Source organism: Ferrovum myxofaciens (assembly GCF_013181415.1).
GTDB classification, from domain to species: domain Bacteria; phylum Pseudomonadota; class Gammaproteobacteria; order Burkholderiales; family Ferrovaceae; genus Ferrovum; species Ferrovum myxofaciens.
Genome location: NZ_CP053676.1, coordinates 2,266,233 through 2,286,371, shown reverse-complemented (window position 1 = coordinate 2,286,371; position 20,139 = coordinate 2,266,233). Strand labels below are relative to the sequence as shown.

The window sequence follows — 20,139 nt, the reverse complement described above, 5'->3', positions numbered from 1 at the left end:
AAAATCACCGTGCATCTGGAAGGGCAGATTGTGCCGAAGAAGAAGGGGAAACCGGAGTGGCCTGCGCCACGGCCGCGGGGTCTACTTCTCCCCCCAGGGCCAAATAAAAGGCGGCCGTATCGGCCAAACGGACTCCCTGGGCCTGGGCGACCCCCATATGGGCCTGGGCATCCTGAACCCGTGCGGCGAGAAGTGCCGGATAACTGATGCCGCCCAACCGATACTGTTGATCCGCCAGATCCAAACTTTGCTGCCGTATTTCCATGATCGATCGTTCAGCCTCCAGCGTGGCCGCATCATGGGTCAAGGCGCGCAAGACATCGGCCACGGTACGAAAGGCCTGGACCACGGTGTTGCGATACTGCGCCGCCGCGCTCTGGACCGCCGCTTCCGCACCCCGTTTGGCCGCGCTCAAGGCCCCCCCATGAAAAATCGGCTGAACCACCCCGGCACCCAACGACCAAACCGATGAAGCAGGACTGAACAGAGCCCCCGGGGTCAAGGCCATCGCCCCCATATCTCCCGTGAGGGTCAGATTGGGATAAGCCCCGGCAATGGTCACCCCCAGATTGGCGGTGGCTTGATGCCATTGCGCTTCACTGGCCCGGATATCCGGACGCTGACGCAACAACGCCGAAGGAACGGCCTGAGGAAGAAATTGAGGCAGATGCAGATCCGCCAGATGGAATTCGGGCAAGGAGTTTTGCGCAGGATATTGCCCCAGATATGCCGCCAGTTGATGGCGGATCTGCTCCAACTGTAAAGCGAGGACCTCGCGATTGGCACGGCTCTGGGCCAGTTCGGCCTGGGGCTCTGCCACTTCGTTGAGGGACAGGGCGCCCATCCCCTGCCGTTGGCGCGTCAGGTCCAGCAATTCACCTTGCGCCTGGAGCAGCGCGTTCGTTGCATCGAGTTGGGCGCGCAGACTGGCCTCCCGCACCACGGTGGTCACCACATTGGCAATCAGGGTTTCCCGTGCAGCCTGCCACAGGTGGGCCTGCATTTCATGTTGGGCTTGCAGGGCCTCGACCTGACGGCGGTTGCCCCCAAACACATCCAAAGGATAGGACACGTTGACCGAAGCATTGCTAAGATTGAACTGATAAATCTGTCCTCCCGGCATGCCAAAGGCCGCCGTGGAAAAGCGCTGGCGGGTTTGCGCAAATTGGGCATCGACGGTGGGCAGGGTCAGATTATCCTGAATTGCGGTGGCGTTTTCTCCCGCTTGTATCAGGGTGGCACGGGCGGCTTCCACTGTAGGATTTTGATCCAGGGCAATCTGTACCAACCCATCGAGATCCGGACATCCATAGGATTTCCACCAATCCTGACTTCCGGTTTGGCCCGCCACAAAGTGTTGGGCGTCCCCCTCGGCTCCCCCTACCTGAGGAGAAGAAGCCGGCAACACAGACACGCCCTTGGCCAAGGTGGGGGACTTGAAATCCGGGCCCACCGTGGTACATCCGGTCACCAGCGCCAGAATCATGCCACGACCCAGGATTCGTGCTCCCGACCTGCGCAAGCCACAGAAAAACGGGAGGCCGGAACGGTCACTTCTGTTTTGGCTGGAACGACCGACACCCGACACTGGATTTACTCCAATTCTAAAACGACCTTATTGTACGCACCCGTATCATCCAACGCAAACCTTTCCGCCTAACTGCGGGAGGCCCGCTTGCGATCATTTTCCAGCAGGTAGCGCTTACGAACGCGCAGTGTTTGAGGCGTGATCTCCACCAATTCGTCATCGGCAATGAATTCGATGGCAGATTCCAGGGTCAACGTCACCGGAGACATCAAAACCACCGCTTCGTCCTTGCCCGCCGCACGAATATTGGTTAATTGTTTGGTTTTCACCGGGTTGACCACCAGATCATTGTCCCGACTGTGAATCCCGATCACCATACCTTCGTAGACACGATCCCCAGGAATCACGAACATACGACCCCGTTCCTGCAATTTCCACAGGGCATAGGCCACGGCTTCGCCCTGTTCGGCAGAAACCAGGACTCCATTGCGACGCGCCGCAATTTCCGGTTTCATGGGGCCATAATCATCGAAGACATGACTCATCAACCCGGTTCCTCGGGTCATGGTCAAAAATTCGGATTGAAACCCGATCAGACCGCGCGCCGGAATGTGGTAATCGAGGCGTACCCGTCCCTGACTGTCGGATTGCATGTCCTGCAAATCACCCCGTCGTTCGCCCAGCGCCTGCATGACCGCGCCCTGATGGGCATCTTCCACATCCAGCGTGAGCGCTTCAAAGGGCTCACAGCGCACTCCATCGATCTCTTTCAACAGGACACGGGGACGGGACACCGCCAATTCGTAGCCTTCCCGACGCATGTTCTCGAGCAGGATGGTCAAATGCAATTCGCCTCGTCCGGACACCAGAAAAATGTCCATATCGTCGGTTTCCTGGACGCGCAGGGCCACATTGCTGAGCAATTCACGCTCCAGCCGTTCGCGGATCTGACGACTGGTGACGAACTTGCCTTCCTGCCCGGCAAAGGGCGAGGTATTCACCTGGAAATTCATGGTCAGGGTCGGCTCATCCACGTCCAGCATAGGAAGCGCTTCGGGTTTATCCACCTCGGTCAGGGTCACCCCGATGCCCAACTCTTCGATGCCCGTGATCAGAACGATATCTCCGGCTTCCGCAGTTTCAAAAGGAACCCGTTCCAACCCCTTGAACCCCAGGATCTGATTGACGCGTCCGCGCTTCAAAGGCGAGTCCGGACCCCGCAAGATAGCCACTTCCTGACCCGTCCGGATACGTCCGCGGTGGACCCGGCCAATCCCGATCCGCCCCACGAAACTGGAATAATCCAGAGACACGATCTGCAATTGCAGCGGACCTTCCGCATCCCCCTTCCGCTCCGGAACATACTTCAGAACTGCGTCAAACAGGGGACGCAGATCCGTACCCGGATGCTGGGGGTCGAGGGTGGCATACCCCTGCAAGGCCGAAGCGTACACCACCGGAAAATCCAGTTGTTCTTCCGTGGCACCCAACTTGTCGAAAAGATCGAAGGTCTGATTGACCACCCAGTCCGGACGGGCCCCCGGACGATCGATCTTGTTCACCACCACCACCGGCTTGAGTCCCTGGGCCAAGGCTTTGCGGGTGACGAAGCGGGTCTGGGGCATGGGCCCTTCCACGGCATCCACCAGCAACAGCACACCATCCACCATGGACAGCACGCGCTCCACTTCGCCGCCAAAATCGGCGTGTCCGGGGGTATCCACGATATTGATGTGGACCCCTTCATAATCCACGGCACAATTCTTGGCCAGAATGGTGATGCCCCGTTCCTTTTCCAGATCGTTGCTGTCCATGACCCGTTCCGTCATGTGCTGATGAGCCGCGAAGGTCCCGGACTGCTGGAGCAATTTATCCACCAGCGTGGTCTTGCCGTGGTCCACATGCGCGATGATGGCGATGTTGCGTAAATGACGAGCCATGAAAATTCAACCAATAATTTAGAAAGACCACTATTCTACCAGCAAGGGGGGCTTGCCGAGTGGTGAAAAAGTGTCCATAGTCTCGCCCATGCGACTCTTGGCCCTGAAAGTGGATGTAGACACCCTGCGCGGAACCCGCACAGGGGTTCCCGCGCTGGTGGAATTACTACGTGCCGAACAGGCCCAGGCCACCTTCCTGTTCAGCCTGGGGCCCGATCATACGGGACGTGCCCTCAAGCGCGTCTTTCGACCCGGTTTTCTGGGCAAGGTCAAACGCACCTCCGTGCTGGAACATTACGGTCTGCGCACCCTGCTCTATGGCACCCTGCTTCCCGGACCCGACATCGGCCTCAAAACCGCCCCCATACTGCGCGCCGTGGCTGCTGCAGGCTTTGAAGTGGGGATTCATACCTGGGACCATACCGCCTGGCAGGACAACCTGCACCAGCGCCCGCCCGCCTGGGGACGCGCCCAGCTTGGCCTGGCCTGCGCCCGTTTCAAGAAAATCTTCGGGGAAGCCCCCCACGTCCACGGCGCCGCCGGTTGGCAGATGACCGAGGACGCCCTGTGCTGGCTCGATGAACAGCATTTCAAATGGGCATCGGATGGGCGCGGACAGGGCCCCTTTCGCCCTCTGCTGGGCGATCACCCTGCACGCTGCCTGCAGTTGCCCACCACCCTCCCCACCCTGGACGAACTGATTGGCCTGGAGGGAGTGGATGTCTCTACAGTCGCTTCGAAATTACTGGCCCTCACCCAAGAGGACCCGCCCCTGGGCCATGTCTTCACCCTGCATGCCGAACTGGAAGGTCAGCGTTTGCGCCCGGTATTCCAGGAATTACTGCGGGGCTGGAAAACCCAGGGCTACCAGTTGGTTTCCCTGGCCCAAATGGCTTCGACCATGGAATTCCACCCCTTGCCCTCGTGCCCCATGATCCAGGGCTCCCTCCCCGGTCGCTCAGGCACCTTGGCCCTGCAAGGTACAGCGCGCTGAACCATAGGCTATACTTGCACCATCACGGACCTGTTTTGGAGAAACCATGGAGAAAATGGAGTTGGTACCGGACTTCCGGTTGGCGTCCACTGCCGGACCGCACTTTCAGTTGAATGACCAACGGGGAGCGCCTCTGATTCTGTATTTCTACCCCAGGGACGATACCCCGGGATGTACCGACGAAGGACTTCAGTTCACCCAGTTGTTTTCCGAGTTTGAGGCTCTGCGTTGTCCGATCTGGGGCATCTCGCGCGACAGCCTGTCCAGCCACGAAAAGTTCCGGGCCAAGATGAGCTTCCCTTTTCACCTCCTGAGCGATCCCGATGAACTGGCCTGCACCCTGTTCGGCGTCATGAAAATGAAGAACATGTACGGCAAGCAGGTTCGCGGCATTGAACGCAGCACCTTCCTGATCGATTCTGAAGGCCGTTTGGCCGAAATCTGGCGCGGGGTCAAAGTCCCCGGTCACGCGCAACACGTTCTGGAAACCCTCCGCACACTGCCCTGACCACTTTCTCCCGGAGCCCACCGCCCATGGTTGACCACTCAATCCCCAAGTTGTTCGTCCTCGATACCAACGTGTTGCTGCACGATCCCACCAGCCTCTTCCAATTTCAGGAACACGATGTGTTTCTGCCCATGATGACCATCGAGGAATTGGATCACAACAAGAAGGGGATGACCGAAGTGGCGCGGAATGCCCGGCAGGTCAGTCGTTTTCTCGATGAAATCATCACCCGTGCGGGCAAAACCGATATCAGCCTGGGAATTTCCCTCGCACGCGCACAGAATCCCGGCCCTTCAGGTACCCTGTTTTTGCAGACCTTGAAGAAAACCCCGCCTACCGCCCTGCTGGCTGAGGAAAAACCCGACAACCAGATCCTGGCCGTTGCCCTCGAACTCCAGCGCAGCCAACCCCAGCGCCCCGTCATCCTGGTCAGCAAAGACATCAACATGCGCATCAAGGCCCGCGCGTTGGGCGTCGATGCTGAGGATTATTTCAACGACAAGGTCCTGGAAGATACCGATCTGCTGTACACCGGCGTTCGTGAATTACCGGAGGATTTCTGGGAAACCCACGGCAAGGGCATGCAATCCTGGCAGGAACAGGGACGTACCCTGTACAAGGTGGAAGGTCCTTTGGTTCCCGGCTTCTTCCTGAACGAATTCGTCTATCAGGAACAAGGGGAAAAACCCTTCTATGCCCGCGTCAAGGAACGGATCGGGTCCTCTGCCGTCCTCGAAATACTGCGCGACTATACGTCCCAGCGCAATAACACCTGGGGAATCGTGGCGGCCAACCGGGAACAGAATTTTGCCCTGAACCTGCTCATGAATCCTGATCTCGATTTCATCACCTTGCTCGGTCAGGCAGGAACGGGAAAAACCCTACTGACTCTGGCCGCAGGACTGATGCAAACCATTGAACACAAACTGTATTCCGAGATCATCATGACCCGGGTCACAGTGCCGGTGGGGGAAGATATCGGTTTCTTGCCCGGGACGGAAGAAGAGAAAATGACGCCCTGGATGGGCGCGCTGGAAGACAATCTGGATGTTCTCAACAAGGGGGACGAAGAAGCCGGAGACTGGGGACGGGCAGCCACGCGCGATCTGATTCGTTCGCGCATCAAGATCAAGTCCCTGAATTTCATGCGTGGACGAACTTTTCTCAACAAATATCTGATCATCGATGAAGCCCAGAACCTGACGCCCAAACAGATGAAAACCCTGATCACGCGTGCCGGTCCGGGAACCAAGGTGATCTGCCTGGGGAATATCGCCCAGATCGACACCCCCTACCTCACGGAGGGCAGTTCCGGACTCACCTATGTGGTGGACCGTTTCAAGGGTTGGGTACACAGCGGACACGTCACTTTACAACGGGGAGAGCGCTCCCGTCTCGCCGACTACGCAGCCGAAGTGCTGTAACTCCAGGCCTTTCATGGAGTTAGGGTTCTATATCATACTGCTGGCGCAATTTCTTTCTGCGCTGGCTGACAACGCCTTGTTGTTTGCGGCCATTGCCCTGCTCAAAACGATCTCGGCCCCCCCTGAGTATGTCCCTTTCCTGCAACAATTTTTTGTACTCTCCTACATTTTTCTGGCCCCCTTCGTGGGCGCTTTTTCTGATGCCCTGCCCAAGGGGCGCGTGATGTTCCTCAGCAATATCATTAAATTGCTGGGCTGTCTGGCCATGCTGGCGGGGATCAACCCGCTCTTTGCCTACGGCTTGGTGGGTTTGGGGGCGGCGGCCTATTCGCCCGCCAAATACGGTATTTTAACGGAGTGTCTCCCCCCCGGAAAATTGGTGGTTGCCAACAGCTGGATGGAGGCCTTGACCGTCATTGCCATTATTTTCGGTGCTGTATTGGGAGGCTGGATACTCAAACCCGGCCTGCCCCTCTACCAACTTTTTGTCGCCTTCAGCACCCCTTTGATCGGCCACACCCTGAATGCCCCGCGCTTTTCCATTCTCATCATCCTGCTGCTCTATGTTGGAGCCGCCGTGGTAAACCTGTATATTCCCCGCGTCTTGCCCGACCATGTCCCCCCGCGCAGGAACCCCTGGTTTCTGGTGCAGGATTTCTGGCGCTCATTTCTCCAACTGTGGCGTGACCCGCTGGGGCAGGTTTCTCTGGCAGTGACCACCATTTTCTGGGGCGTTGGTTCTTCTCTCCGTCTGATCGTGCTGGTTTGGGCAACCCTCCAACTGCATTTCAACCTGGAGCAGGCCACCCAACTCACGGCAGTTTCCGCTGTGGGAATCGCTCTGGGTTCCATTGCGGCCGCCAAATGGGTACGTCTGGAAAGTGCCATCAAGGTGCTGCCGGTGGGCGTGGCCATGGGGTTCGCCATTCTGGGCATGCTGGTGGTGCGGGACTGGGCCGTGGCCGTGGTCCTGCTGGTGGCGGCCGGTGCCATGGCCGGATTTTTTGTGGTGCCAATGAATGCCCTCCTGCAACATCGCGGCCATCAAATCATGGGGGCAGGTCATAGCATCGCAGTTCAAAACTTCAATGAAAACATCAGCATTCTTGCTCTGCTTGGAATTTATGCCGGAGTCATTCGGGCCGACGTGCCCCTGCGCCACCTCTTTCAGGACCTGGGCATCGAAACCCTGCGCGGGCACGCCCTGAGGCCGACGGAAGCGGCTTTTTACACCAGCGTCCTGCTGCTGGCCCTGTTCATCAGTAGTTTGATGTTCTGGCTCTATCGCCGTTATCGTCACGTGGAGTATGTGGATTGAACCCCGACCTTCTCCTCGCCCTGGAATTTTCCACTGAGCGTGCCTCCGTCGCCCTGTGGCAGGAGGGACAGATTCTGGCCACGCACCAGGATGAAGGGGCCGCGCCTTCCGAGCGCATCTGGTCCTTGCTGGACTCGGTTCTGGCCAAGGCCCAACGAACCTGGGAGGACCTGGGAGGAATTGCCTATGGAGCAGGCCCCGGCGGCTTCACCGGGGTCCGGCTGGCCTGTGGCATCGCGCAAGGCCTGGGATTGGGTCTGGGGATCCCCCTTTTCCCCATTTCCACCCTCGAATGCCTCACGGAGGTCGCCCCCCATCCCCGCGTCGTCGTGGCGCTGGATGCGCGCATGAACCAGGTCTATCTCGCCGCCTATGAGCGTCAGGGTGAAGAATGGCAGGAACGTTTGCCGCCTCAACTGTGTCATCCCACGGACTTGCCCGACCTGCCCGCCGGAGACTGGTGGGGCGTCGGTTCCGGAGCCGTCGCCTGGAATACCCTGCTCGACGCGCGCTGGGGCTCCCAGTGGCAGGGCACGGTCCCGGGACTGTTTCCCCACGCCACGCACATCGCCGCCCTGGCAGGACAGGCCAGGAAGCGCACGGCCGGGGTCAGTCCCGCCACCGCCCAACCCATCTATCTGCGCCAGCGGGTTGCCCTGACCCGCGCAGAACGTGGTCTGTGAATACCTGTTCCCTGCGTCTGCTCACCCTCCAGGACGTGGATGCGCTTCGCGCCATCGAAAAGCGCAATTTTTCTGCGCCCTGGAGCGGGCGTCAACTGCAGGAATCCTTGTCCCAGCATCAGGGATTGGGAATGGTGACCCCCTCGGGAACGCTGTTCGGTTATGCTTTTTTCTTGCTCGTTTTTCAAGAAGCCCAACTGCTCAACCTGGTCATTGACCAGCCTTGGCAACGCCAGGGTTATGGGCGCATCCTGCTCCACGAGGTCATCACCCAGGCCAGCGCGCAGGGCGCGGAATGCCTGCTGCTCGAAGTACGCATCTCTAATGAAGCCGCCCTGGGTTTATACCGCTCGGCCCATTTCCAGCCCATTGGAACCCGCCGGGGTTATTATGCGGCCCCCACGGGAACTCGTGAGGACGCCCTCGTGCTGCGCCGCTCCCTGACCCCCTGAGCCGGAGAGCGTCGATATGCACACACAGGAAGCCTGCTGGAGAGAGTTGGGACTGTGGCCCCTCTGGATTCCCCGAGCAAACCCGCTGCCTGCCCTCCCCGAAACTCTCTCCCCCGCCAGAAAAGAGGGGGAAAGCCGGGGCATTCCCACCCTTCCGCCGGTGCTCCCCGACTTGCCGGTAACGGGGGATCTGCGCCAGCAGGTGGCTTCCTGCACCCGTTGTGCACTTCACGAACAACGCAAACAAGCGGTTTTTGGCCTGATTCACCCCGGCAGCCCCTGGATGTTCATCGGGGAAGGACCCGGCGCAGAAGAAGATGCGCGCGGATTGCCCTTCGTCGGACCTGCGGGACGTCTGCTGGATGCCATGCTCACCGCCCTGGGGCTGGAACGGGGTCCCCAGGTCTCCATTGCCAATGTGGTGAAATGCCGTCCGCCCCATAATCGCACCCCCAGTGACCCTGAATGTGCGACCTGCCTGCCCTTCCTGCGTCAGCAAATCGCACAGGTCCAACCGCGCATTCTGGTCCTGCTGGGCAAGGTTGCCGCCCGCACCTTGCTGGATACCCCTCTGTCCATGGCCCAACTGCGTTCCACGACCCATCTCTTCGAAGGCATCCCCACCGTCGTTACCTGGCATCCCGCCTACCTTCTGCGTACCCCGGCAGAAAAAGCGGGGACCTGGGCAGACCTCTGTGGTGCGCGCCGTCTGCTCACGGAACCTGCCCAATCCGGATCCCATCCCCAAACGACACCGGAATGATTACAAATCGATACAATTTTTTTTCCGGTTACACTATCATGCGCACATGAATACTCCACGCCCCCGCATCATCGTCCTGGATGACGATCTTCGATTACGCGAACTACTGCAGCGTTATCTTTCTCAACAAGGCTTCAGTGTGACGGCCGTCCCCGATGCCCTCGCGCTCGACCAGGCCTTGGCGAAAACCCCCCAGGATTTGCTGGTATTGGACCTGATGCTCCCCGGCGAGGATGGTTTGGCGCTGTGCCGTCGGCTGCGCGCCCAAAACAACCCCATTCCCATTATCATGCTCACCGCCAAGGGCAATGACTCGGACCGGATTCTGGGACTCAACACAGGTGCCGATGACTACCTCTCCAAGCCCTTCAACCCCAAGGAGTTGCTGGCTCGGATTCAGGCCGTCCTGCGGCGCCAGTCCTGGGATACACCCCTGCCCGCAGACCACCATGCCCAGGATCTGGTGACCTTTGGGGAGTTCAGTTTTCATCTGCTGCAACGCACCCTGCACAAAAATGGAGAACTGGTTGCCCTCTCCAGCAGTGAATTTTCTCTCCTGCGGGCCCTGGTCACGCACCCCCACGAACCCCTTTCCCGAGAAAAACTCACGGATCTGGTACGGGGTCGGGAACGGGAGGTGTTTGACCGCAGCATCGACGTCCAGATTTCGCGCTTGCGCCGTCTGCTCGAAGAAGATCCGGGATGTCCCCGCCACATCCGTACCGTCTGGGGCATCGGATACATCTTCGTCCCCGAGATCACCGCCCCGGAATGATCGCCCGCTCACTGCTGGGACGTACCCTCTTCGTCACGGTACTGACGGTGCTGGTGACCCACATCGCCACCCTCTTCGTGTTTCAGCGCTTCTATGTCGCACCTTTGCTGGAACATACCATTCAGGATCGGGCCAATCATATTTTTTCCCTGATCACCGCGCTGGAATATCTCTCCCCTACGGCGCAATCGGCGTTCATTCGAGAATTTGATGACAGCGAAGGCGGCGTGATTCAATCCGCCACCCCCGATCCCCGGCGGATTCGCAGTCCCGCACCCTCCAGCCGGATCTTCCTGCTGCAACAACGATTGCAGCTCCGTTATCCCGCAACCCGCCTCTGGATCACTACCCAAGGTCAGTTGCCCACCGTCTGGATTCCTTTGCATACCACCCACGGAGATTTTTGGTACATTACCCAACGCCAACGCTTTGACGCAGATTTCCCGGAAAAATGGGCCCTCTTGCTGGCCCTTGTGATCCTGCTCGGATTTTCCAGCGTGTACTGGGCAGTCTATCGCATCAATCGTCCCTTGCGGGATTTGACCCAGGCCGCACATTGCATTGCCTCCGGGCAACCCAGCCTCCTGAAAATCACCCCGGACATTCCCACTGAAATTCGCGAAGTCAGTGAAGCCTTCCACACCATGCAACATGCGCTCAAAAACCTGGAATCCAACCGCACCATCATGCTGGCGGGAGTTTCCCACGATCTGCGCACCCCCCTGTCACGGCTGCGTCTGGCGCTGGAAATGCTCCAGTTACCCGGCCCCCCGGCGCTCGACCCCCTGATTCAGGATCTGGAAGAAATCGACCGGATTATCGACCAGTTTCTGGATTTTGCCCGGGATCGACCCCATTACCCCCTGCATCTCCGGACCGTTGCGCCCCTTGCCGTGGCGTGCCAGGAACGCTTCGTCAGTCGGGGTATTCCGGTCACTCTGGACATAACCCCCAATCTGCCCCGGGTATGCTTCAATGAACGTGCCCTCGAACGAATCCTCAACAATCTGTTGGAGAATGCGATTCGTTATGGCAAGCCTCCCTTTCACCTGGGCTTGCATCAAAAGGGGAAAGCCGTCTGTCTGGTCGTACGGGACCACGGCGAGGGTATTCCAGTCCAGGAGATTCCCCACCTCCTGCAGCCGTTCACACGGCGCGAAAGTTCGCGGGGAGGCCCCCCCGGATCGGGACTGGGACTGGCCATCGTGGCGCGTATCGTGGACCTGCATCACGGTACACTGGAATTACGCAGCCCCCCGGAGGGAGGGCTGGAAGTCACCGTCCGCTTGCCCCTTCCTAATGACTCTCCTCCGGATCTGACCCCTTGACCGGTTCAATGGGTCCGGAGGCAGCGGGACGCTGAAAGAAACCACAGGCCACCGCCAACTCTCTCGTCCGCGCCATGGGGGGCAAACTCTGCCAGATTTTTGTGCCGTAGGATTTTTCCAGGATACGACGATCCCCGATCATCAAAACCCCGCGATCCTGTTCATCGCGAATCAAGCGCCCGGCTCCTTGCTTGAGTTGCAGGATGGCGCGGGGTAACTGATAGTCCATGAAGCCATTGCGCCCTGCCCGATTGATTTCCTCGATGCGCGCGGCCTCGACGGGATCATCCGGGGGAGCAAAGGGCAGCTTGTCGATGATCACCACGGAAAGGGCTTCGCCCTTGATGTCCACGCCCTCCCAGAAAGAAGAGGTACCGAGCAGAACCGCATGTTTCGTGCGGCGAAAGCGTTTGAGCAGATCGCTTCGAGTACGCTGCCCCTGAACCAGCACAGGATAGGCCCATTGCCCTTCCTGCTTCCAGGCTTCCAGAATGCGCTGTGCTTCCTGCAGTGCCCGGTAGGTCGTAAAAAGCAGGAAGGCTCGTCCCTGACTGGCCTCCAGCAGGGGACGGGCCCGTTCCAGCAGGGTACGGGTATGAGTCGGCTCCTGGGGCAGGGGCAAATCCTGCGGCACATACAGAAGCGCCTGATGAAAATAATCGAAGGGACTCTCCCAACTGAGGGCACGGGCTTGAGGGAGCCCCATGGCTTCCAGATAATGGGAAAAGTCTCCCTTGACCGACAAGGTGGCCGAAGTGAAGATCCAGGCCCGTTGGGTATCCTGCCAGTAGGGCCCCAGCAACTTTCCCAAACCGAGGGGTGTGGCATTGAAATGGAGGGTTTGGGGAAAACATTCCACCCAGCGCACCTGTCCGGGCAACTCGGCTGTTTGCCAAAGAACAGCCATGTCATGGCAATTTTGTGCTTCCTTGGCCAATTCCTGCAGGGCTTCAGCGCGCTCGCCATGAGTGACCAAGCGCCCCACAAATTGTTCCAGCGCCTGAATGAAGGCTTCCCATGCCGCAGCAAAGGCGGGTTCGCGGCGAACCTGCTCCAGAGTCAGCCTTCCTTCCCGCAAAGTGAGGGAATGACGCAAGGGCGTGGTGCTTTTTTCCAGTTGGCGGGCACTCTGGCTCAGTTCATCCTGCTCGATGCCGAGGCCAGGCAGAAGGGCATGGAGGGTTTCCGTGAGTTCAATAACCCGGAATGTGGAAAGAGATTGACCAAAAAAATGGGTAGCGATGGCCGGTAACTGATGGGCCTCATCAAAAATCACGGCATCGGCCAAAGGCAGCAATTCCCCAACGCCTTCATCGCGCAATACCAGATCGGCAAAGAACAGGTGGTGATTGATGACCACCAGATCTGCCTGAAGCGCCTGTTTGCGCGCGGCCAATATGAAACAGTTGGCAAGGTGGGCGCATTCCTGCCCCAGACAGTTTTCCCGCGTGGAGGTTACCTTGCGCCAGATGGCCGACTGTTCCGGAACTTCCCCCAGTTCGGCAATATCCCCGCTGGTGGTCCGCTGGGCAAAAGCCTGTACCTGATGCAGGTGGGCCACTTCTTCACGATCAAAAAGCACCCCCTGACGGAGCGTTTCTTCCAGGTGATGGGGACAAAGATAGTTGGCTCTGCCCTTGAGCAAAGCCACAGACACGGGGATTTTCAGCACCTCCCGCAGCGCCGGGATGTCGCGCTGAAACAGTTGGTCCTGCAAGGTTTTCGAAGCCGTGGACAGGATCACCCGAGCCCCGGACAGAAGGGCAGGAATCAGGTAGGCGAAAGTTTTTCCGGTTCCTGTCCCGGCTTCCACGACGAGGGCTGATCGTTCCTCCAGCGCCTGCAGCACAGCCTGTGCCATTTCTATCTGGGCCGGACGGAGTCGATAGGCCGCCACGCCCTGGGCGAGGGGGCCGCTACTCGAAAATGCAGGTCCGATATCCAGCATGAGCGCTCTCCCTTGCCTCCCTCAGTTCAGCCCGTAACGGCGGATGAACCACGTTTTGACCACGTGTGCCAGCGTCAGGTACCCTGCCAATATACCCACCAAATAAGGCCAGAAGTGGATGGGCAACGGCGTGAATCCCAGGGCATGGGCAAAGGGTGAATAGGGCAACCAGACGGCAACCGAGCAGATGATCAAACTCGTCAGGGTCATGGGCAAGCTGGCCCGACTCTGCAGAAAAGGAATCCGACCCGTACGGATGATATGGATGATCAGGGTCTGGGAGAGCAGGGATTCCACGAACCAGGCGGTCTGAAACATCGATTCGCCCGCCACCGTATTGGCTTTGAAGACGTAATACATCAAGGCAAAGGTCAGATAGTCGAAAATGGAACTGATGGGCCCCATCATGAGCATGAAGCGCGTGATATTGGCAATGTCCCAGCGCCTGGGTTGGGAAATGTATTCCTCATCCACATGATCCGTGGGAATGGCCGTCTGGGAAAAATCATAGAGCAGGTTATTGGTCAGCACCTGGATGGCCTGCATGGGCAGAAAGGGCAGCCAGGCACTGGCACCCAGTACGCTGAACATGTTGCCAAAGTTGGAACTGGCGCCCATCTTGATGTATTTGACGATATTGCCAAAGACTTTGCGCCCTTCGATGACGCCTTCTTCGAGCACCATCAAACTTTTTTCCAGCAGGATGATGTCTGCCGATTCCTTGGCGATATCCACCGCCGTATCCACCGAGATACCGACGTCTGCTGCCTTCAGAGCCGGACCATCATTGATTCCGTCCCCCATGAAACCCACCACATGGCCGCGCAGATGCAATGCCTTGATGACCCGTGCCTTCTGCGCCGGAGACAATTTGGCAAAGACCACGATGCGTTCTGCGGCTTCCGCCAATTCCTCATCCGAAAGGGTTTCCATGACGGAACCCAGCAGGATTTCATCAACCTTGAGCCCCACTTCATGGCAAACCTTGCGGGTAACCACATCATTGTCCCCGGTCAGGATCTTGACCTGCACCCCATGCCGATGGAGCGCCGCAATGGCTTCCCGTGCACTGTCCTTGGGCGGATCCAGAAAGGCAATGTAGCCCACCAGCACCAGATCGCTTTCGTCCTTGAGCCCGTAGGCGCCACCCCGGGAAGCCGTTTCCTTGTAGGCAATGGCAATGACCCGAAACCCATCTTCATTGAGTTCCCGTGTCACCTGCAGGAGTTGTCCCAGATAGGAGGGTTCAAGGGCTTCCACACTTCCGTTGACCTCGGCATGGGTGCAGCAGGAAAACACTTCTTCCACTGCTCCCTTGCAGATCAGAAGGTGGCGACCCTTGCCTTCCACCACCACCGACATACGGCGACGCTGAAAGTCAAAAGGAATTTCATCGATCTTGCGGTACTGCACCCCAGCCTTGATCCGTTCTGTCAGTCCGGCATATTCCAGAACCGCCACATCCAAAAGATTCTTGAGTCCGGACTGGTGATAACTGTTGAGATAGGCATACTCCAGTACGTCCTCGTTCTCATGACCGTAGATATCCACATGTTTTTCCAGGATAATCTTGTCCTGGGTGAGAGTCCCGGTCTTGTCCGTGCACAGCACATCCATGGCCCCGAAATTCTGAATGGAGTTGAGGCGCTTGACGATCACCTTCTTGCGGGACATGGCCAGGGCCCCCTTGCCCAGATTGACCGTGACGATCATGGGCAGCATTTCCGGAGTCAGCCCCACCGCCACTGCCACCGCAAACAGGAAAGCCTCCATCCAGTCGCCCTTGGTAAATCCATTGATCAGGAAAACCAGCGGAGTCATGACAAAAATGAATCGGATCATGAGCCAGGTGAACTGGCGGATGCCCCGGTCAAAACTGGTCAGGTTCTTTTCACCCGTGACCAACTGGGCCAGACGCCCAAAGTAAGTCAGTGCGCCGGTATGCACGATCACTGCCGTTGCCGTGCCACTGACCACATTGGTCCCCATGAAACAGACATTGTTGAGTTGAAGGGGCGCACGCGTCGTATCGGTTTCAGCCGCAAAAAACTTTTCCACCGGCAAGGCTTCGCCCGTCAGAGAGGATTGGTTGATGAACAAATCCTTGGCCGTCAACAGCCGCACATCTGCCGGAATCATGTCCCCGGCCGAGAGTTGAATCACATCCCCAGGCACCAGTTCCGCAATGGGAACCTCGCGCCGTTGGGGGCCATGGGGATGCAAATGAATATTGAAATAACGATTGACCTCATCGGGAACCCCGCTGCGCCGATCCTTGCGCAACACCGTCGCGGTGGTACTCACCATTTCGCGCAACCGTTCGGCGGCATTGGTGGAGCGGTACTCCTGCACAAACGTCAGGGTAATGCTGATGACCACCATCAGGGCAATGATGGTGGCTGCCTCCCGGTCTCCCAGATAGAGGGACAGCACCGCCAAGGCGATCAACAGCAAGTTGAGGGGATTCTTGAAATAGGAAAGGAGTTGGCGCAGGGGCCCCACTCGGGCCTCCTGTGCCACAGTATTGGCACCATACACCCCCAAGCGGTCCTCCGCTTCCCGATCGAGCAATCCCTCCACAGAACTGTCCAGCCGACGCAGGGCCAACTCGCTTTCACAGTGGGCCACTTCCAGCAACAATGTGGAGTCGCTCTGGCCTGGGGGGGCGGAGGAACGGGATGAAACGTTCCGTTTGAAAAAGATGCCACGAAAATCTGCCATACAACCTCCTGACCGGTCATCCCGGTATTCAGTCATGGTCAGATTAAGAGATTATGACGGGAACCCTTGGGAAAACCGTTGTTCATTCAACGGACGTAAACTAGAACACTCCAAGATGGACTCCAACGTCATGCGAAGTCGCGATTCTCTGACAAAAAATGGGCTCTGTCAATGGCACTCGTATTTTTTCTTCAATCCTGCCCCACATGGAGCCAAATGTCTCCTGTACCGCCTTGATATTCTTCTTCCTGCGCCCCATGTAGGCCTCAGGACCCTCAATGATTCAGGAGTGCACCATGCGATTTGACAAACTGACCACCAAATTTCAGGAAGCTTTTGCCGATGCGCAGAGTTTGGCTCTGCGTCATGACCATGCCAACATCGAACCGGTCCATCTGTTGCAAGCCCTTCTGGATCAACAGGACGGAACCACGGCTTCGCTGCTGGCTCGTGCCGACATTCAGGTACAACCCCTGAAACAAGGGCTGCCTCCTCTTCTGGAGCGGGTTGCCCATCACTCCACCCCAAACGGAGAGATCAGCGTCTCCCGTGATCTCAACACCCTGCTCAACCTGACGGAGAAGGAAGCCCAGAAGCGTCATGACCCTTTCATCGCTTCCGAACTTTTTCTGCTGGCCCTGTGCGATGATAAAGGCGAAGTGGGACGCCTGTTTCGCCAGCACGGCGCTCAACGCCCCCGCCTCGAAAAGGCGATCGAAGCTCTGCGCGGCGGTGCCGGGGTAACCAGTCAAGAAAGCGAAGGGACCCGTGAGTCCCTCAAAAAATACACCCTGGATCTCACCGAACGAGCCCGGCTCGGCAAACTGGATCCCGTCATCGGAAGAGATGATGAAATCCGTCGGGTCATTCAGATCCTGCAACGCCGCAGCAAGAATAATCCGGTACTGATCGGTGAACCCGGCGTCGGCAAAACCGCCATCGTCGAAGGACTGGCCCAGCGTATCGTCAATGACGAAGTCCCCGACAGTCTGCGGCACAAGCGCGTACTGGCACTGGATATGGCCGCCTTGCTGGCGGGTGCCAAATATCGCGGAGAATTCGAGGAACGTCTCAAAGCCGTACTCAAGGAGTTGGCCCAGGACGAAGGACAGACCATCGTTTTCATCGACGAACTCCATACCATGGTGGGCGCCGGCAAGGCAGAGGGTGCCCTGGATGCAGGCAACATGCTCAAGCCGGCTCTGGCGCGGGGAGAGTTGCACTGCGTGGGGGCCACGACCCTGGATGAATACCGCAAATACGTCGAGAAGGATGCTGCCCTCGAACGGCGTTTTCAGAAGGTGCTGGTGGGCGAACCCACGGTGGAAGACACCATTGCCATTCTGCGTGGGTTGCAGGAAAAGTACGAACTCCATCATGGGGTGGACATCACGGACCCGGCCATCGTAGCGGCGGCGGAACTGTCCCAACGCTATATCACCGACCGCTTCCTGCCCGACAAGGCCATCGACCTGATCGATGAAGCGGCTGCACGACTCAAAATGGAAATCGATTCCAAGCCTGAATCCATGGACAAATTGTTCCGGCGCCTGATCCAGCTCAAGATCGAGCGCGAGGCGGTACGGCGCGAGAAAGATGATGCGTCCCAGAAACGCCTGGCCTTGCTGGAAGAGGAAATTCATAAACTGGAACAGGAATACGCAGATCTGGAAGAAGTCTGGAAAGCCGAAAAGGCCCAGGTACAAGGTTCCCAACACGTCAAGGAAGCCCTGGACCGGGCCCGTGCAGAAATGGAATCGGCCCAACGGCAGGGCGACTTGCAAAAAGCCTCGGAACTCAAATACGGTCGGATCCCTCAACTGGAAGCCCAGTTACGTCAAACCACCGAAAGCAACGGCAAGTCTCAACCCCTCAGACTGTTGCGCACCCAGGTGGGAGCAGAAGAAATTGCTGAAGTGGTGTCGCGCGCCACAGGCATCCCTGTGGCCAAAATGATGCAAGGGGAACGGGAAAAGTTGCTGCGCATGGAAGATTATCTGCACCAGCGCGTGGTTGGACAGGACGAAGCGGTGCGCCTGGTCTCCGACGCCATTCGGCGCTCCCGTTCCGGTCTGTCCGACCCCAACCGACCCTATGGTTCTTTCCTGTTCCTGGGACCTACGGGGGTGGGAAAAACAGAACTCTGCAAAACCCTGGCCAACTTTCTGTTCGACTCGGAAGATCATCTGATTCGCATCGACATGTCGGAATATATGGAAAAACATTCCGTTGCCCGTCTCCTCGGTGCCCCACCTGGTTATGTCGGCTTTGAAGAAGGCGGCTATTTGACGGAAGCCGTGCGGCGCAAGCCTTATGCCGTCATCCTGCTGGATGAGGTGGAAAAAGCGCACCCTGACGTCTTCAATGTCCTGCTCCAGGTCCTGGACGACGGACGCATGACTGATGGACAGGGGCGAACAGTGGATTTTCGTAACACGGTGGTGGTCATGACCTCCAATCTGGGATCGCAAATGATCCAGCAAATGGCCGAAGACGATCAGGCCGTCATAAAATTAGCCGTCATGGCCGAAGTCAAGACCCATTTCCGCCCTGAATTCGTCAATCGCATCGACGAAATCGTGGTCTTCCATGCCTTGGGAGAAGCTCAGGTCCGCGCCATTGCCCGTATCCAGATGGCTCAATTGACCCGCCGACTGGCAAAAATGGAACTGACTCTGGAGGTGAGCGATACCGCCCTCGATCAACTGGCCGCCGTGGGTTTCGACCCGGTTTATGGGGCCCGCCCCCTCAAACGGGCGATTCAGAGCGAATTCGAGAACCCTCTGGCCCGTCGCATCCTGGAAGGCGCCTTCCTACCCGGCAGCACGATCCAGGCAGACTGGAAAGGAGGGCAGTTCCTGTTCAAAACCTCCTGAATAAACTTTCCCGGCCCCAGTCCATCGCAACTCCTGTTGGCTGTGTAGTCATTTTCGAGCCATTCATGATAGACCTCTCGTTCTTCCTCGCCGGCCGTACGAAAACTAATTATGTTACGATGCAACTGACAATAACATCCCCATGTTCTCACTCATCATCGGGTGAGGGTGGGGGGTGTCCGTCATAGATCAGGTTACGTCGTCTCTGCAGATAGGCGTCGCGCATGAAGGCATAGGGATCCAGAGCGGCAGTATCCAGAACGTTGGAGGCCGCCAGAAGGTTGGTACGGGTATTCAGCACATCCACAGAGCCGATTTCGATCTGCTTGGTCCAGGTCGTATTGAGGTAGGGATAGATCGTCCAGGGATATTCGCCCACTAACCCCAGGGAATCCCGCAGCGTACTGGGACCCAGGATCGGAATAACGAAGTAACTGCTGTTTTCCCAACCCCAAACCGCCATGGTTTGACCAAAGTCCTCGTGGTGACGCTCCAACCCCACCGGGGTTGCCACATCAAACAAGCCGAAGATGCCCACCGTGGTATCAAGCAAAAAGCGCCCACCATCGACGCCTCCCTGACGAACTTTCCCCTGCAGAAAATCATTGACCGTTGTACTCAGATCGGAAAGATTGGCAAAGAAGTTGGTCACCCCGGCGCGCACAAAATCCGGAGCCACCGCGCGATAGCCTTCTGCCACCGGCTTGATGACATGTCGGTCCAGCGTATCGTTGATGCCAAACATGGTGCGGTTATAACTTTGCAGGGGGTCTTCTGCCGTGCTGCTTCCCGCAGGAACGCTGGCGCATCCGCCCAGTCCCAGCATCATCACTGTCGGTAATAGTGTCTTCCACCGCCTCATGCTTTTTCTCCTTGCGCAC

The 20,139-nt window shown here is 58.0% G+C and carries 15 protein-coding genes; 10 read left to right on the top strand and 5 right to left on the bottom strand.

Annotated elements, in window-relative coordinates:
• Positions 1-4: 4 nt before the first annotated feature.
• Both HO274_RS11265 and typA read right to left on the bottom strand, forming a co-directional pair.
• Entirely contained in the window at positions 5-1,588 is a 1,584-nt protein-coding gene (locus HO274_RS11265) for an efflux transporter outer membrane subunit (protein ID WP_273119725.1), read from the bottom strand.
• Between the two features lie 68 nt (positions 1,589-1,656).
• Complete coding sequence (gene typA, locus HO274_RS11260; RefSeq protein WP_273119723.1) at positions 1,657-3,468, bottom strand: translational GTPase TypA; 1,812 nt, start codon at positions 3,466-3,468, stop codon at positions 1,657-1,659.
• A gap of 88 nt (positions 3,469-3,556) precedes the next feature.
• Between typA and HO274_RS11255 the strand changes: the two genes are divergently transcribed.
• Genes HO274_RS11255 through HO274_RS11215 form a run of 9 tightly spaced genes read left to right on the top strand, consistent with a single transcriptional unit; the run spans position 3,557 to position 11,713 of the window.
• A complete protein-coding gene (locus tag HO274_RS11255; RefSeq protein ID WP_420537408.1) occupies positions 3,557-4,462 on the top strand; it encodes a polysaccharide deacetylase family protein in 906 nt (301 codons plus the stop codon).
• A 55-nt stretch (positions 4,463-4,517) separates the two neighbouring features.
• A complete protein-coding gene (locus HO274_RS11250) occupies positions 4,518-4,970 on the top strand; it encodes a peroxiredoxin (protein ID WP_082783197.1) in 453 nt (150 codons plus the stop codon).
• Between the two features lie 26 nt (positions 4,971-4,996).
• A complete protein-coding gene (locus tag HO274_RS11245; protein ID WP_273119717.1) occupies positions 4,997-6,394 on the top strand; it encodes a PhoH family protein in 1,398 nt (465 codons plus the stop codon).
• 13 nt (positions 6,395-6,407) lie between these two features.
• Positions 6,408-7,712, top strand: coding sequence for a lysophospholipid transporter LplT (lplT, locus tag HO274_RS11240; RefSeq protein WP_031596291.1), 1,305 nt, complete (start codon positions 6,408-6,410; stop codon positions 7,710-7,712).
• On the top strand, positions 7,709-8,395 hold the full coding sequence (gene tsaB, locus HO274_RS11235; protein ID WP_273119714.1) for a tRNA (adenosine(37)-N6)-threonylcarbamoyltransferase complex dimerization subunit type 1 TsaB: 687 nt from the start codon (positions 7,709-7,711) through the stop codon (positions 8,393-8,395). The genes lplT and tsaB overlap by 4 nt, the downstream gene beginning before the upstream one ends.
• Complete coding sequence (gene rimI, locus HO274_RS11230) at positions 8,392-8,847, top strand: ribosomal protein S18-alanine N-acetyltransferase (protein WP_273119712.1); 456 nt, start codon at positions 8,392-8,394, stop codon at positions 8,845-8,847. The genes tsaB and rimI overlap by 4 nt, the downstream gene beginning before the upstream one ends.
• Before the next feature lie 16 nt (positions 8,848-8,863).
• Positions 8,864-9,610 carry a uracil-DNA glycosylase gene (locus HO274_RS11225; RefSeq protein WP_273119710.1) on the top strand — a complete coding sequence of 249 codons (747 nt, stop codon included), beginning with the start codon at positions 8,864-8,866 and terminating at the stop codon, positions 9,608-9,610.
• Positions 9,611-9,656: 46 nt separating this feature from the next.
• Positions 9,657-10,385 carry an osmolarity response regulator transcription factor OmpR gene (ompR, locus tag HO274_RS11220; RefSeq protein WP_273119708.1) on the top strand — a complete coding sequence of 243 codons (729 nt, stop codon included), beginning with the start codon at positions 9,657-9,659 and terminating at the stop codon, positions 10,383-10,385.
• Positions 10,313-11,713 (top strand): ATP-binding protein, encoded by a 1,401-nt coding sequence (locus tag HO274_RS11215; protein WP_273119706.1) that lies wholly within the window; start codon positions 10,313-10,315, stop codon positions 11,711-11,713. The genes ompR and HO274_RS11215 overlap by 73 nt, the downstream gene beginning before the upstream one ends.
• Here the strand turns inward: HO274_RS11215 and HO274_RS11210 are convergent.
• Both HO274_RS11210 and mgtA read right to left on the bottom strand, forming a co-directional pair.
• Entirely contained in the window at positions 11,682-13,661 is a 1,980-nt protein-coding gene (locus tag HO274_RS11210) for a DNA repair helicase YoaA (RefSeq protein ID WP_273119704.1), read from the bottom strand. The genes HO274_RS11215 and HO274_RS11210 overlap by 32 nt on opposite strands.
• A 21-nt stretch (positions 13,662-13,682) precedes the next feature.
• The gene (mgtA, locus tag HO274_RS11205; RefSeq protein ID WP_273119702.1) at positions 13,683-16,382 is read right to left on the bottom strand and encodes a magnesium-translocating P-type ATPase; all 2,700 of its coding nucleotides are present in this window, start codon (positions 16,380-16,382) and stop codon (positions 13,683-13,685) included.
• A gap of 296 nt (positions 16,383-16,678) precedes the next feature.
• Here mgtA and clpB point away from each other — a divergent pair, with 296 nt between their 5' ends.
• Positions 16,679-19,258: an ATP-dependent chaperone ClpB gene (clpB, locus tag HO274_RS11200; protein WP_273119700.1), complete on the top strand. Its 2,580-nt coding sequence runs from the start codon at positions 16,679-16,681 to the stop codon at positions 19,256-19,258.
• Positions 19,259-19,406: 148 nt separating this feature from the next.
• Here clpB and HO274_RS11195 read toward each other — a convergent pair whose 3' ends face one another.
• A complete protein-coding gene (locus HO274_RS11195; RefSeq protein ID WP_035417829.1) occupies positions 19,407-20,120 on the bottom strand; it encodes an MlaA family lipoprotein in 714 nt (237 codons plus the stop codon).
• Positions 20,121-20,139: the final 19 nt, after the last annotated feature.

Bases quoted from the DNA above. Each gene is read 5' to 3' on its own strand.
- typA (WP_273119723.1), bottom strand. From the start codon at position 3,468: ATGGCTCGTCATTTACGCAACATCGCCATCATCGCGCATGTGGACCAC.
- HO274_RS11255 (WP_420537408.1), top strand. From the start codon at position 3,557: ATGCGACTCTTGGCCCTGAAAGTGGATGTAGACACCCTGCGCGGAACC.
- HO274_RS11250 (WP_082783197.1), top strand. From the start codon at position 4,518: ATGGAGTTGGTACCGGACTTCCGGTTGGCGTCCACTGCCGGACCGCAC.
- HO274_RS11245 (WP_273119717.1), top strand. From the start codon at position 4,997: ATGGTTGACCACTCAATCCCCAAGTTGTTCGTCCTCGATACCAACGTG.
- lplT (WP_031596291.1), top strand. From the start codon at position 6,408: ATGGAGTTAGGGTTCTATATCATACTGCTGGCGCAATTTCTTTCTGCG.
- HO274_RS11225 (WP_273119710.1), top strand. From the start codon at position 8,864: ATGCACACACAGGAAGCCTGCTGGAGAGAGTTGGGACTGTGGCCCCTC.
- ompR (WP_273119708.1), top strand. From the start codon at position 9,657: ATGAATACTCCACGCCCCCGCATCATCGTCCTGGATGACGATCTTCGA.
- HO274_RS11215 (WP_273119706.1), top strand. From the start codon at position 10,313: ATGTCCCCGCCACATCCGTACCGTCTGGGGCATCGGATACATCTTCGT.
- HO274_RS11210 (WP_273119704.1), bottom strand. From the start codon at position 13,661: ATGCTGGATATCGGACCTGCATTTTCGAGTAGCGGCCCCCTCGCCCAG.
- mgtA (WP_273119702.1), bottom strand. From the start codon at position 16,382: ATGGCAGATTTTCGTGGCATCTTTTTCAAACGGAACGTTTCATCCCGT.
- clpB (WP_273119700.1), top strand. From the start codon at position 16,679: ATGCGATTTGACAAACTGACCACCAAATTTCAGGAAGCTTTTGCCGAT.
- HO274_RS11195 (WP_035417829.1), bottom strand. From the start codon at position 20,120: ATGAGGCGGTGGAAGACACTATTACCGACAGTGATGATGCTGGGACTG.